Source organism: Archangium lansingense, from assembly GCF_026626635.1.
Classification (GTDB): domain Bacteria; phylum Myxococcota; class Myxococcia; order Myxococcales; family Myxococcaceae; genus Archangium; species Archangium lansingense.
Map to the genome: position 1 here is coordinate 1,910,657 of NZ_JAPNKA010000001.1, position 13,981 is coordinate 1,924,637.

11 protein-coding genes are annotated in these 13,981 nt (G+C 68.3%); 7 read left to right on the forward strand and 4 right to left on the reverse strand.

The window, feature by feature from the left end:
* Window positions 1-65: 65 nt before the first annotated feature.
* The gene (locus tag OV287_RS07690) at window positions 66-2,594 is read right to left on the reverse strand and encodes an ABC transporter permease (protein WP_267533335.1); all 2,529 of its coding nucleotides are present in this window, start codon (window positions 2,592-2,594) and stop codon (window positions 66-68) included.
* Complete coding sequence (locus OV287_RS07695; protein WP_267533336.1) at window positions 2,591-3,304, reverse strand: ABC transporter ATP-binding protein; 714 nt, start codon at window positions 3,302-3,304, stop codon at window positions 2,591-2,593. The genes OV287_RS07690 and OV287_RS07695 overlap by 4 nt, the downstream gene beginning before the upstream one ends.
* A gap of 92 nt (window positions 3,305-3,396) precedes the next feature.
* Here OV287_RS07695 and OV287_RS07700 point away from each other — a divergent pair, with 92 nt between their 5' ends.
* Window positions 3,397-4,062: an arylesterase gene (locus OV287_RS07700; RefSeq protein WP_267533337.1), complete on the forward strand. Its 666-nt coding sequence runs from the start codon at window positions 3,397-3,399 to the stop codon at window positions 4,060-4,062.
* 56 nt (window positions 4,063-4,118) lie between these two features.
* Here the strand turns inward: OV287_RS07700 and OV287_RS07705 are convergent, their stop codons facing one another.
* Window positions 4,119-5,156 carry an SMP-30/gluconolactonase/LRE family protein gene (locus OV287_RS07705; protein WP_267533338.1) on the reverse strand — a complete coding sequence of 346 codons (1,038 nt, stop codon included), beginning with the start codon at window positions 5,154-5,156 and terminating at the stop codon, window positions 4,119-4,121.
* Window positions 5,157-5,317: 161 nt separating this feature from the next.
* On the opposite strand from OV287_RS07705, the gene OV287_RS07710 reads away from it, so the two are divergent.
* Complete coding sequence (locus tag OV287_RS07710) at window positions 5,318-6,313, forward strand: LysR family transcriptional regulator (RefSeq protein WP_267533339.1); 996 nt, start codon at window positions 5,318-5,320, stop codon at window positions 6,311-6,313.
* On the opposite strand, the gene OV287_RS07715 is transcribed toward OV287_RS07710, so the two are convergent.
* Entirely contained in the window at window positions 6,255-6,833 is a 579-nt protein-coding gene (locus OV287_RS07715) for a TetR/AcrR family transcriptional regulator (protein WP_267533340.1), read from the reverse strand. The genes OV287_RS07710 and OV287_RS07715 overlap by 59 nt on opposite strands.
* A gap of 100 nt (window positions 6,834-6,933) precedes the next feature.
* Here OV287_RS07715 and OV287_RS07720 point away from each other — a divergent pair, with 100 nt between their 5' ends.
* The 5 genes from OV287_RS07720 (at window position 6,934) to OV287_RS07740 (ending at window position 13,646) form a co-directional block, all read left to right on the forward strand.
* Entirely contained in the window at window positions 6,934-8,745 is a 1,812-nt protein-coding gene (locus OV287_RS07720) for a flavin-containing monooxygenase (RefSeq protein ID WP_267533341.1), read from the forward strand.
* On the forward strand, window positions 8,745-10,424 hold the full coding sequence (locus tag OV287_RS07725) for a DUF6923 family protein (protein ID WP_267542310.1): 1,680 nt from the start codon (window positions 8,745-8,747) through the stop codon (window positions 10,422-10,424). The genes OV287_RS07720 and OV287_RS07725 overlap by 1 nt, the downstream gene beginning before the upstream one ends.
* Window positions 10,421-11,230 (forward strand): SDR family NAD(P)-dependent oxidoreductase, encoded by an 810-nt coding sequence (locus OV287_RS07730; RefSeq protein ID WP_267533342.1) that lies wholly within the window; start codon window positions 10,421-10,423, stop codon window positions 11,228-11,230. The genes OV287_RS07725 and OV287_RS07730 overlap by 4 nt, the downstream gene beginning before the upstream one ends.
* 15 nt (window positions 11,231-11,245) lie before the next feature.
* Entirely contained in the window at window positions 11,246-11,938 is a 693-nt protein-coding gene (locus OV287_RS07735; protein WP_267533343.1) for a Coq4 family protein, read from the forward strand.
* Window positions 11,939-12,074: 136 nt separating this feature from the next.
* Window positions 12,075-13,646 carry a CocE/NonD family hydrolase gene (locus OV287_RS07740; protein WP_267533344.1) on the forward strand — a complete coding sequence of 524 codons (1,572 nt, stop codon included), beginning with the start codon at window positions 12,075-12,077 and terminating at the stop codon, window positions 13,644-13,646.
* Window positions 13,647-13,981: the final 335 nt, after the last annotated feature.

Consider the following 13,981-nt stretch of genomic DNA (forward strand, 5'->3'; position numbering starts at 1 on the left):
GGCTCGCTTACCGCGGCTCATCGACGGGCCGGAGCGGCGGGGTCGATTCCCGCCGCTCCCACCACTCAGCTCTGCAACTCCCGCAGCGTCACCGAGGGCGGCGCGTCCAGCACCCGCCGGGTGGCGAACATCCCCGCGCTGACAGCCGCCAGCACCCCCAACCCGCCACCGACTCCCACCATCCGCCAGTCCGCCTGCCACGGCAGTTCGAACACCTGCGTGGCGATGACCCCGGCGAGGACGGAGGCGGCGAACGCCGCGGTGAGGCCCGACAGCAGGCCAATGGCCGCGAACTCCGAGGCCTGCGCGAGCCGCAACTGCCGGCGGCTGCCGCCCAGCACCCGCATCACTCCACCTTCCAGCAGTCGCTCGTCCTGACTGGCGCTGACCGCGGCCATCAGCACCAACAAGCCCGCGAGCAGCGAGAAGTAGAACACCACCTCCACCACGGTGGAGACCTGGTCCGCGGTGCTGCGCGCCTGCTTGAGCAGCGCATCTACATCCACCACGGAGAGGTTGGGGAAGCGGGCCACCAGCTCCGAGGTGAAGCGCGTGCGCTCGGGGGGCACGTGCACCGCGGTGATGTAGCTGGCCGCATAGCCCGCGAGCGAGCCCGGCGACACCAGCACGATGAAGTTCGGCCGGAAGCTCTCCCACTCCACCTTGCGCAGGCTGGTGACGGTGGCCTCGAGTTGCTGGCCCGCGATGTCGAAGGCCACGCGGTCACCGAGCTTCCAGCCCATGGCGGCGGCGAAGCCCTCCTCCACCGAGAGCTCTGGCTTCTCCGGGCGCTGCTGTCCCCAGAAAGTACCCGCGGTGACGCGGTTGTCGTCGCGAAGCGTGGCGGCGCTGGAGAGGTTGTACTCGCGGTCCCTCCGCCGCTGTCCGCGACGCTCCTCCTCGGAGCTGGGCGCACCCTCGGCGGGCGTTACCTTCACCGGCTCGCCGTTGTGAGCCACCAGGCGGCCGCGCACCATGGGGAAGAGGTCCGGCGCGGGCAATCCCTGCTCGGCCATGAACGCACGCACCGGCTCCTGCTGATCCTCCTGCACGTTGACGATGAAGCGGTTGGGCGCCTCCTTGGCGAGCGCCACCTGCCATCGGTCGAGCAGGTCGGTGCGCACGAAGGTGAGCAGCAGCAGCGCCATCAGCCCCAGGCCGAGCGCCGACACCTGCGCGACGCTGGTGGCCGCGCGCCGGCTCACATTGGCCAGTCCATAGCGCAGGCTCCCGCGCAGCCGCGAGCGCAGCCGCCGCACGACGGAGATGAGTCCCCACGCCAGGACGGCCAGCACGCCCAGCGTGGCGAGGAGGCCGAGCAGCATCGTGGCCGCCAGCTTCGCCGAGCCGGCCTTCCACCACAGCAGTGCGGCCAGCCCCGCCACGCCCGCGAGCCCCACCAGCCAGGAGCTCGGCTCGGTGCGGTCGAGGTCCCTCCGCAACACGCGCAGCGCGGGCACCCGGCGCAGCGCGAGGATGGGGGGTGCACCGAAGGTCAGCAGCACCACCAGGCCCACTCCATACCCCTGCACCGCGGGCACCCAGCCGGCCGCCGGGATGTCCAGCTTCAGCGCCTCGGAGAGCCACCTGCCCACCAGCCACTGCATGAAGAAGGCGAGCAGAACGCCAATGGAGCTCGCGATGAGCCCGAGGAGGAGCAGCTCGCCACCGTGGGTGGCCACCAACGTGCGCTGGCTCGCGCCCAGACACCGCATCACCGCGGTGCTCGACAGGTGCCGCTCGCTGTGCCGGCGCGCGGCCATGGCCACGGCCACTGCTGCCAGCACCACCGACACCAACGCCGCCAGGCTCAAGAAGCGGTCGGCCCGGTCGAGCGCGGAGCGCATCTCCGGACGTGCATCCTTCACCGTCTCCAGACGCTGGCCACGTGCGAGTCCCTCCTGCGCGGTGCGCACGAAGCGCTCCACCGCGTCCGGCTCTCCAGCAACCACCAGGCGGTAGCGGAGCCGGCTGCCCTCCTGAACCAGCCCTGTCGCGGGCAGGTCGGCGAGGTTGAGGAACACCCGGGGAGCGATGTTGAAGTAGTCGATGGCCGCGTCCGGCTCCTGCACCACCAGCGCGGCGAGCCGCAGCTGCGACTCGCCAATGCCAATCATGTCCCCCAGCTTGGCATCCAGCGCGTCCGCGCCAGCGCGGCTCATCCACACGCTGCCCCGCTCGGGAATGCCCATGGCGTCGTGCTCGGGGCCGCCAGCTGTTTCCACGATGCGGAAGCGACCCCGCAGGGGAAAGCCCTCTCCGAGCGCCCGGAGCTCACCGAGCTTGAGCCGCTCGTCGTCCGCGTCGCCGACCCGAATCATACTGGGCAGCTCCTGCGTCTCGGTGCTTCGCAGCCCGGGCGCACCCGCTGCGTCGCGCACTCCCCCGCCGAGGGGCGTGTCGCCGAGCACCACCGCATCACCGCCGAGCAGCCGGTTGGCCTCGAGGGCGAGCGCGCGCTCGGCGCGGTCGGTGACGAAGCCGATGGCCGTCACGGCCAACACCGCGAGCACCAGGGCACCGAGGAGGATGCGGAGCTCGCCGGCGGCGAAGTCACGGCGCAGCTGGCGCCAGGCCATCTTGAGCAGCCTCATGATGCTTGCCGCTCCGATGTGACCAGGCGGCCCCCGTCGAGCCGCAGCCGCCGCCCGCAGCGCGCCGCGAGGTGCTCATCATGGGTGACGAGTACCAGGGTGGTGCCAGCCTCCGCGTTGAGCGAGAACAGCAGCTCGACGATGGCCTGGCCGGTGCGGGTGTCGAGGTTGCCGGTGGGCTCGTCGGCGAAGAGCACCGCTGGTCGGGTGACGAAGGCACGCGCCAGGGCGACGCGCTGCTGCTCTCCGCCTGACAGCTGGCGCGGATAGTGGCCCAGCCGCTCGCCCAGCCCCACCTTGTCGAGGATGGCCCGAGCGGGCGTCTCCACGTCCGCGTCTCCGCGCAGCTCGAGCGGCAGCATCACGTTCTCCAGCGCCGTCAGCGAGGGCAGCAACTGGAAGCTCTGGAAGACGAAGCCCACCTTCTCGCCGCGCACGCGTGCACGGCCGTCCTCGTCCAGGGCGGACAGCGGCTCGCCGTCCAACAGCACGCTCCCGGAACTGGGCGTGTCCAGCCCGGCCATCAGCGACAGCAGCGTGCTCTTTCCCGAGCCGGAGGCCCCGACGATGGCCACGGTGTCGCCATGGGAGATGGAGAAGCCCACTCCGTCGAGGATGGTGAGCGCGCCGGACGGCAGGGGCACGCGCTTGCCCAGTTCCGACACCTGGAGGGCCAACCGCTGGGGGTCGGGCTGGACTTTGGTGTGCATCGCGAGGTCGTGGGGCATATTTGAGTTCTTCGTCAGGGGAGCGTCTGCTCGAGGAGCAGGCTTGTAACGGCGGCCCGGAGGAGTTTCAGCGGATGAGCCAAGGATACATGAGGGAGCGCACCCGGACCGCCGGTGTGCTCGGTTACCTGGTGGTGACACTGGCCGTGGGGCTGGCCGCGCTGGGCGCATCGACCGCGGAGGCCGGGCCCGTGCGGACGGTGCTGGTGATGGGGGACTCGTTGTCCGCTGCCTACGGGCTCGCGCCGGAGGAGGGCTGGGTGGCGTTGACGGGAGAGCGGATGGCCAAGGAGACGCCTGGCTGGCGGGTGGTGAACGCCAGCGTCAGCGGTGAGACCACCGCGGGAGGCGCCTCGCGAATCGAAGGCGAGCTCGCGCGCAACAAGCCTGCGGTGGTGGTCATCGCCCTGGGAGGAAATGACGGGCTACGGGGTCTGCCGCTCAAGCAGACTCGGGCCAACCTGGAGAAGATGGTGAGCGCGGCAAAGGCCGCTGGTGCCCGGGTGTTGCTGGTGGGCATTCGCATGCCGCCCAACCTGGGAAAGGCCTACACGGAGGGCTTCTCGGCCAACTTCCGGACCGTGGCCGAGGCGCACCAGGTGGCCCTGCTCCCGTTCCTGCTGGAGCCTATTGCCATGGACCGCGCCTCCTTTCAGGCCGACAACATCCACCCCGTCGCCGCCGTGCAGCCCAAGCTGCGCGACCATGTCTGGCCCGCGCTGGCGCCGCTGCTGAAGTGATGGCCCTTGGGGCCTCACTCCGGTGACACCCCGAGGAGCCCCTCGAGGCGTTCGGCTCAATCTCCGAGCACCAGCTTCGTCACCCAGAACGTGTCCGGCACCTTCGCCGCCGCGCCCTTCAGCAATCTGTCGCGCAGCCTGGCCTCGGTCACCCAGACGCGGCCGTTCGCTTCCACCGTGAGGTTGACGGGAGACTCCATCCCGGAGGCCAGCACCTCGATGGGCCTCGGGCCGGAGGCCTTTCCGAGCACGTCGATGCGGACCACGCGCCCATCGCCACTGTTCGCCGCCCCTTCCAGCACGATCAGCCGGCCATCCCGCGCGAAGCGCATTCCATCCGGATTCTCCAGCCGGCGCGGCAGCTCCACCTCGCTCACGGAAGGGGTCGCTCCCTCCGCTCCCGGACGCACGAGGAAGAGCCGGCCCGGCCCATACGTGTTGATGGCAAGCGTCCGCCCATCTGGTGCCTGCGCGATGCCGGCGGGGCCAACGCCAGACAGCCCCGCCGCTTTGGACGCGAAGCGGGCATCGGACACGTAGGTCTCCAACTGCTCACCCCCGGGACGCAGGTAGAGGACGGAGGCCCGCGAGCTATCCGTCACATACAGGCCGCCATCGAGAGCGACGGTGATGTCATTGCCCAGGCCTCCCTCCGGTACGGGGACGATGCGCCGGACCTCGCCCGTGCTCGCATCCACCGCGAAGAGCCGGGGCGCACGCTTCCCCAGGGTGCCATCCGGACGCAGCAGTCCCATGACGTCGGGCGAGGTGCCCCACAGCAGGCCGCGCGGCGCATCGAGCCGAAGGCTCGTCACGGCGAAGAGCTCCTCGGAGCCAGGGAACAGCACCGTCCATTCGCCTCCCGGGGTCCGGCGCAGGATGCGCCCGTTCGACACCGAGCCGATGAAGAGCGTCCCGTCCTCCGCGTGGGCGATGCCATTGGGGTACGTGAAGCCCTCGGGCAGCGGCAACCGCTCGCGATGGGGCTGTGCGGGAGATGCGGCAGTCAGCAGCGCAGCGGTGAGGGCGGCTCCCAGGACGCGCAGGCCACTCATCTTCTTCTGGAACGACTTCGAACCCTTCGTGTCTGCCATGGTGCCTGCACTCCGTGGGAGCCCGGAAACACACGCGGCCCGGATGGCCCCCGTGCTCTCCGTGGCGTGCGGTGCATGAGTAGCGCAGGGCTTTCGTCCCGTCATCGCGGGGCGCCGCACTAGACTCTTGCACCGCACGCAACAATGCGGAGGCGCAGGGCATGGAGCGCGTGGCACTGAGGGACAGGCTGGAGGACATGCTCAGCTTCACGGCGGTGGCGCGGACGCTGTGCTTCGCGGACGCGGCGCGCGAACTGGACATCAGCGCCTCCGCCCTGAGCCGGCGCATCGCCCGGCTGGAAGACGCGCTGGGCACCGCGCTCCTGAGGCGCACCACGCGCCACGTGTCGCTGACGGAAGCCGGGACGCTGTACCTGGAGCGGTGCACCGACGTGCTCACCCGCGTGGAGGAGGCGGAGGCGCTCGTCTCGGGCCTGGCGGGGGAGCCCCGGGGGCGGCTGCGGGTGGCCGTGCCCAACCTGTTCGGCCAGCTCCAGGTGGCGCCGCTTCTGCCGGACTTCTTGCGCCGCTACCCGCGCATCGGACTGGAGCTCTCGTTCATGGACCGCTACGTGGACCTCGTTCAGGAGGGGTTCGACATGGCCATCCGCATCGGTGCGCTCACGGACTCCAGCCTCGTGGTGCGCCGGCTCGCGACGAACCACCGCCTCCTCGTCGCGGCCCCCTCCTACCTCCGGGGCCGGCGGGCGCTGGCGAAGCCGGAGGACCTCGCGCACCACGCCTGCCTCTATTTCAGCCCGCTGTCGGGCGGTCGGGCGTGGGACCTCCAGCGAGGGGAGGAGCAGGTGACTGCGCGAGGCCGCCCGGTGCTCGTCGCGGACAACGCCGAGGCGTTGCGGCAGGCGGCGGTGGCGGGCTGTGGCGTCACCGTGCTGGCCACGTTCCTCATCGCGGAGGATCTACGCGCCGGGCGGCTCGTGCGGGTGCTGCAGGGGTGGTCCGTGCCCGACACCGGCATCTTCGCGGTGCATCCGCCGGGGCGGCTGGTTCCCTCGAAGGTGAGGGCCTTCGTCTCCTTCCTGGTGGAGCGGTACGCGGGCACGCCTCCGTGGGAGCGGGTGGGGGAGGCGGTGGAGCTCAGGCCTCGCCTTCGTCGACGATTGCCTGCGTCTGAGCCTCCAGCCAGCGGCGGGTAGAAGCGAGGCGTGCCCCGGTGAGCGCCGGGAGGGGCAGCAGCTTCCAACTGGTAAGGAAGCCGTTCCAGAGGATGCTGAGCTTCGCCGCACGGCCCTCGCCGTCCGGGGGACCCAGCCACCGGGCCAACGGGGTGAGCACCTTCTTCTGGAGGAACTCGACGCTCGCCGCGTGCGCCTCGGGGTCGGCCGCCGAGAGGAGCATCATCGCCAGCGGGCCCGGTGCGTCCGGTGAGTCGAAGAAGGCCGCCACCATGGCCACGCCGAAGCGGTGCCGCTCCAGCTGGAACATCGGGGTGATGTCGAGCACCTCCAACGTCGCCCGGAACAGGCCCAGCTTCGAACCGAAGTAGCGGCCGACGAGCGCGGAGTTCACCCCGGCGAGCTCCGCCACCTCGCGCACGCCGGTGTGAGCGTAGCCCCGCGTGGAGAACAGGGTTCGTGCGGCGGTGAGGATCGCAGCACGCGTGCGCTCGGCATCGCGCTGGCGCGTCAATCTCTTGGGCTCGGTTGGGCCGGACATGTACACGGCCGTTTACTTACGACAGGAATTGAGTTATGTCCAGACATGTACACAGCCGTGTACATGCGCTGCGGCTGTCAGGTCGAAAGGACGTGTACGGATGATTGCGTCGAAGAAGGGTGAGGCCTCTTTTTCTCCGGAAGCACTGCGGGAGAAGTACCGGCTCGAGCGCGAGAAGCGGCTGCGTGCTGACGGCAACGCCCAGTACCGCGACCTCAGCGGCCTCTACGCGGACTTCGACAAGGACCCCTACGTCGAGCCCGGCTTCACCCGTCCGGCGCTAACCGAGCAGATCGACGTGCTGGTTGTCGGCGGCGGCTTTGGCGGCATGTTGGCGGCGGTGCGGCTGCGCCAGGCTGGAGTCCATTCCTTCCGCATCATCGAGAAGGGCGGCGACTTCGGTGGCACCTGGTACTGGAACCGCTATCCGGGCGCCGCCTGCGACGTGGAGTCCTATATCTACATGCCGCTGCTCGAGGAGACCGGCTACATCCCGACGGAGAAGTACGCCAAGGCGCCGGAGATCTTCGCCCACTGCCAGCGGATCGGCCGGCAGTTCGACCTCTACAAGGCGGCGCTGTTCCAGACCCAGGTCGAGCAGATGGACTGGGACGAGAACACCCGGCGCTGGAACGTCACGAGCAGCCGGGGCGACAAGCTCGCGGCGCGGTTCGTGGTCATCGCTGGTGGCATCATGCACAAGGCGAAGCTGCCTGGCATCCCGGGCATCGAGACCTTCAAGGGCCACAGCTTCCACACGAGCCGGTGGGACTATGGCTATACCGGCGGTGGCCCCACGAGCCCCATGACCCGGCTGGCCGACAAGCGGGTGGGCATCATCGGCACGGGCGCGACCGCGGTCCAGGCGATCCCCCACCTCGGTGCGTCGGCGAAGCAGGTGTACGTCTTCCAGCGCACGCCCTCGGGCGTGGGTGTGCGGGCCAACCAGCCCACCGACGAGGCCTGGGCGAAGTCGCTCAAGCCCGGCTGGCAGGAGGAGCGCATCCGCAACTTCACCGCGCTCGTCTCCGGTCTCCAGGCGGATGTCGACCTGGTGCGGGATGGGTGGACCTATCTCTTCGATGCCTCCGAGACTCGCCGCGCCAAGAGCCCCGAGGAGGCGGCTGAGATTCACCAGATGGCCAACTACCGCAAGATGGAAGAGGTCCGCGCGCGGGTGGCCTCCATCGTCAAGGATCCGGTGACGGCCGAGTCGCTCAAGCCCTACTACGATCCTCTGTGCAAGCGGCCCTGCTTCCACGACGAATACCTGAACACGTTCAACCGCCCCAACGTCCAGCTCGTGGATACGGACGGCAAGGGCGTGGAGCGGATTACTCCCACCGGCGTGGTGGTGAATGGCAAGGAATACGAGGTCGACTGCCTCGTCTACGCCTCGGGCTTCGAGGTCACGGGCGACTACACCCGCAAGCTGGGCTTCGACATCCGCGGGCGCGGCGGCAAGTCCTTGCGTGACGCCTGGGCCAACGGTCCTTCGACGTTCCACGGCATGACCAGCCGCGGGTATCCGAACCTCTTGATGATCAGCCTCATCCAGAGCAGCTGGGCGATCAACTTCGTCCACATCCTCAGCGAGCAGGCGCGGCACGCCGCCTACCTCATCGAGCAGAGCCTGAAGCGGGGCGTCGAGGCGCTCGAACCGACGGAGCAGGCGCAGGAGCAGTGGTGGGCGACGATCATGGCGAGCCTCCAGCAGGGGGGTCACGCCTTTGGCGGTGCCGAATGCACGCCTGGCTACATCAACAACGAGGGCGCCAAGCCTGACTTGAGCCTGATTCGCAGCGCGGGTTTCGCGGGCGGCACGCTCGGGTTCATCGACATCCTGCGGAAGTGGCGCGATGGCGGTGAGCTCTCGGGCCTGGAGCTCACCCGGGGAGGGAACAACCCGTGATGCCGCGTTTCCTCTCCAAGACCCTGGCGGCCGGGCTGCTGCTGGTGAGCGGCCAGGCGCTCTCCGCCCCTCCTTCCGCTTATCGGCAGGAGGTGGTGGTGGCCGCCTCTCCCTTCCAGGGCGTCCATGGGCTGGCGCTCGATGGCAAGGGGCACCTGCTGGCCAGCAATCTGCTCGGCCAGTCTGTCCACTCCATCGACTTGAGCACCGGCGCGGTGAGCACCCTGGTGGGGCCGCCGATGGGCGGCGCGGATGACGTGGCCCTGGGCCCGGATGGCTCCATCTACTGGACGGGTTTCTTCTCCGGGCAGTTGATGCGGCGCACCCCGGATGGAAAGACGCGCGTCATCGCCAAGGATTTGCCGGGCCTCAACTCGCTGGCCTTCCGCCGCGATGGCAGGCTCTACGTCACCCAGCTCGGCCGGGGCGATGACGTGCTGTGGGAGGTGGATCCGAACGGGAAGAAGCCTCGGCGGCAGATCCTCTCCGGGCACGGCTTCCTCAACGGCTTCGAGTTCGGCCCGGACGACAAGTTGTACGGCCCGCTCCTGCTCAAGAGGCAGATTGCCCGTATCAACGTGGATACGGGGGCCATCGAGACCGTGGCGGAAGGCTTCGGGATGCCGGTCGCCACCAACTTCGATTCGAGCCGCGAGAATCTTTACGTGGTGGACTCGGTGTTGGGCCAACTGGTCCGCGTCCGGGTGGCCACGGGAGAGAAGACGGTCGTCGCGCAGCTGCCCACCGGGCTCGACAACCTGACGGTCGGCCCCGACGACCAGGTGTACGTGTCCAACATGGTGGACAACGACATCCGCGTGGTGAATCCCGCGGATGGCTCCATCCGGCCGCTCGTCGAGGCGCGCTTGAGCGTGCCCTCTGGCATCGCCGTCGCGCCGGATGATGCGGACGAGAACGTGTACGTGGCGGATGTGTATGCCTTTCGCCGGGTGGGAGGGCGTGATGGGAAGATTGCCCAGACGACCCGTGTCCTCTCCTCCCGGGTGGCCTTCCCGATGCACGTGAGCGTGGGCGCGAAGCACGTGGTGCTGAGCACCAGCTATCTGGGAGACCTGAGCGGTGTGCAGGTCCTGGATCGGGCCTCCGGAGAGGTGTTGCGGACGATTCCCAACAAGAATGGCCTCCAGGGCGCCATCGAGCTCCCTGATGGCACGCTGCTCCTCGCCGAGGGCACCACGGGCAGGCTCGTTCGGGTGGATGCCTCCGAGTCCGCGGGGACCACGGTGCTGACCGAGGGCCTCGAGGGACCGGTGGGGCTCGTGGCTGACACGGAGGCGAAGGAGCCGGGGGTGTACGTCACCGAGGTGCGCTCGGGGCGGGTGACCCGGGTGCGCCTCTCGGATGGGGCTCGGAGCACGGTGGCCAAGGGCCTGAAGGCACCGGAGGGCATTGCCCGGCATCCCGATGGTGGATTGATTGTCGCCGAGGTGGGCGGCAAGCGGTTGGTGCGCATCGATCCGGCCACGGGACGCTCCACTGTCATCGCGAGCGGCTTGCGCATCGGGCTGCCCGAGAGCAAGGGCTTTCCGCCAGGGTACATCCCCACGGGGGTCGCCGTGGGCGGCTCGGGGACCATCTATCTGTCGTCCGACGTGGAGAGCGCCCTCTACCGGTTCGTTCCCGCGTCAGCCCCCGTCACGGAGAAGGCACAGCCATGAAGGTCCAGAACAAGATCGTCGTCGTGACCGGCGGCGGAAGTGGTCTGGGCAGGGAGCTCGTCCTCGCTCTGCTGTCGAGGGGGGCGAGCGTCGCCGCTGTGGACATCAACGCGCCTGCCCTCGAGGAGACCGTCAAGCTGGCGGGGATGAACAGCGCCAACCTGGCCACCTACACCGTGAACATCGCGGACCGGGCCCAGGTGGATGCGCTCCCCCAGCAGGTCATCTCCCGCTTCGGGGCTGTCGACGGCATCATCAACAACGCGGGCGTGATTCAACCCTTCGTCAAGTTGAAGGACCTCGACTACGCGGCAATCGACCGGGTGATGAACGTCAACCTGTTCGGAACGCTCTACATGATCAAGGCGTTCCTGCCGCACCTGCTCGCGCGCCCGGAAGCGCACATCACGAACATCTCCAGCATGGGCGGCTTCCTGCCCGTGCCGGGACAGACCATCTACGGAGCCTCCAAGGCGGCCGTGAAGCTGATGACGGAAGGTCTGAGCTCGGAGCTGCAGGGGACGAACGTGCGGGTCACGGTGGTCTTCCCGGGCGCGATGGGCACGAACATCGCGGAGAACTCGGGGGTGATGAATACCCTGCAGATGAAGGCCGGGGAGGCGCCGCCGGTGAAGATGCTGACCCCTGACAAGGCCGCGCGGATCGTCCTCGACGGCATCGAGAACAACCGCTACCGCGTCCTGGTGGGCTCCGACGCCAGGCTCATGGACGCTGTCTACAGACTGCACCCCGAGCGCGCGGCACGGTTCATCCTCAATCAGATGAGAGCCCTGTTGCCGCAATAGGAAGGAGCGCTTCCCATGGTCGACCCCAACACCCTGTCCCTGCCCGACGACCCCTCCCTGTTCACCCGCCTGCGCGTGGCGAGCCAGTGCCTGGAGGTGCTCAAGGACGACCCGACGAATCCCAACTGCGGCCAGCTGATCAACATCTGCCTGGACCTCAACGTCTACGCCTCGATCGTCCAGCAGTTCCAGCACAGCGAGGGGGGACGACGCCTGCTGTCCGAGCGCCCGTCCCTTCAGGGCAAGGTGCTGGACCTGGCCGTGCTGGAGAGCCTGCCCGAGGGAACGCTCGGCTATGAGTTCGCGCGTTACTACCGCGACAACAAAATCTCGCCCTTCGAGACGACGCTCGAGCTCAAGAGCGACATCGACTACATCGGCAAGCGCTACCGCGAGACGCATGACCTGTTGCACGTGCTGACGGGCTACGCCACGGACCAGGTGGGCGAGATGGAGCTGCAGGCGTACGCCCTGGGCAACCTGGGAATTCGGACCGCGGCGTTCATCCTGCTGATGAGCTCGTTTCAGCTCTTCAATGTTGTGCGGTCTGGCATCGGGGGGTCCGAGTACCTGCGGCGGCTGTGGGCCGCGTACCGCCGTGGCCGCGCGTCCCCTCAGTTTCTCGACGTTTGGTTCGAGCACCATTGGGAGACCCCCGTGGCCACGCTGCGCGAGCGGCTGTGCGCCCCCGCGCAGCAGACGAACTGACGAAGGGCGGAGGCTTCGCGGGGACAGGGAAGGGGTCGGAACCTCTTTGTTACACAATATTTAAGCAGCTTATTCTTGACATTAGTTTTAATCATTATTTATCGTTCCCGGACACCCCCTCTGCAGGAGGAGCGCTTTGTCCTGGCTACGAGCAATCGCTGTATCCGCAGTGTTGTCGTTGTGCGTCATTGCTGGTCCTGCGTCCGCTTCCTCGTCCTTCCGTCTCATCGACATCACCACGCGTGATGGAGTGACCCTGAAGGGCAACGTCTTCACGCCAGATACGCCGGGGCGATATCCGGCAATCATTTTCATCACCAGCTGGGCGCTGCCCAGCTTGGAGTACCTCGCGCAGGCGCAGCAGTTCGCCGATGCCGGGTACGTCGTGGTCTCGTACACCCCGCGAGGCTTCTGGACCTCGGGGGGAGCCATCGACACGGCTGGCCCCAAGGACATCGGCGATGTGACCGAGGTCATCAACTGGGCGCTGGCCAATACTCCCGCAGATCCGGCTCGCATCGGTGCGGCGGGGGTTTCCTATGGCGCGGGCATCTCGTTGATCGGCGCGGCGTTTGACTCGCGCATTCGCGCCGTGGCCGCGTTGAGCTGCTGGACGGATCTGACGAACTCGCTGTTCGCGAACCAGACGCGCCATCTACAGAGCGCCGGGCTGCTGTGGCTCTCGGCGGAGCTGACCGGGAAGCCCTCTGCGGAGCTGCGGCAGGCCCTCTCGGACTTCTTCGCCAACCAGAACCTGGATGGCGTCATCTCCTACGCTCAGGCCCGCAGTGCCGCAACGTACCTGGATCGCGTCAACGCGAGCCGTCCCGCCATCCTCATGGCCAATGCCTACGGCGATACCTTCTTCGAGCCGAATCAGCTTGCTGACTTCTTTACCCGGCTGTCGGGGCCGAAGCGGCTCGAGCTCCGTCCGGGTGACCACGCCATCCCCGAGCTGACCGGCATCTTGGGCATTCCCAACGACGCTTGGACGAGCACGCGCCGCTGGTTCGACCAGTACCTGCGCGGCGTGAACACGGGCATTGCCGCGGAGAATCCGGTTCAGCTTCAGATCCGGGGCCAGGGCTCCTACGAGTCATTCCCGTCGTGGGGCGCCGTCTCGACGAGCACCGCGCGCTACAACCTGAGCGATGTGCACTGGTGGAACAACGAGGGCGACCTCAAGACGGGCTCGGAGACGGGCTGGAGCGCGACGATCTTCGCGGGCGCTGACACTGTCGCCAACGGAGGCGTGGTGCTGCTGACGAACGGCGTGGAGGCCATCACGGGTGAGCCGCCCACGGCATGGATTCCGGTGGTGGACCGGTCGAACGCGGCCGTCTGGCAGTCGGACTGGCTGACGAGCTCGCGACGCGTGCGCGGGTCCCCGCACCTGCGCCTGACCGTCACTCCGGGCAGTTCCGGGCAGACGACGGTCATCGCCTACCTCTTCGATACGGACTGGGCAGGGACGGGGAGCCTCGTCACGCACGTCGCGGTCACGCTCCGAGACGCCGTTGCCGGCCAGCCCCGTGCCGTGGACGTGGACTTCCCGGCGACGGCCTATGACGTTCCGAGCGGCCATCGCCTCTCGCTCGTCATCGATACTGTCGATCCGCTCTACGCAGACAAGGCGCCGGCCCTCTCCACGCTGACGTTCTCCTCGCCGTCGAGCAGCCCGTCCTATGTGTCTCTGCCGCTGAAGTAGAACGAGGCGCGCCGGCCAGCACCCAGGACTGCGATGCGGGGACAGGGTGCTGGCTGCCGCCAGCGGGACTGAGGTCCAGCCGCACAACCGAGCACTTCTTGTGCGGCAAAACCAGGAGGATGAAGCTCTGACAGGGGGGCGCGGCGACCCTCTCATTCGAGACCGACATTGTTTGTCAGCGCTGCACGGCCACTCGCGGGAGTGGCTGTGAGCGGTGCGCCGGCACCGGTCGTGAGCGCGAGCTGGTGTCCTTCTGGCTGAGGATTCCAGCTCGCGTCGCCAACGGGACGGTGCTGCACCCCTCCGTCGAGCCGCTCAAACTGGTGAAGCCGGTG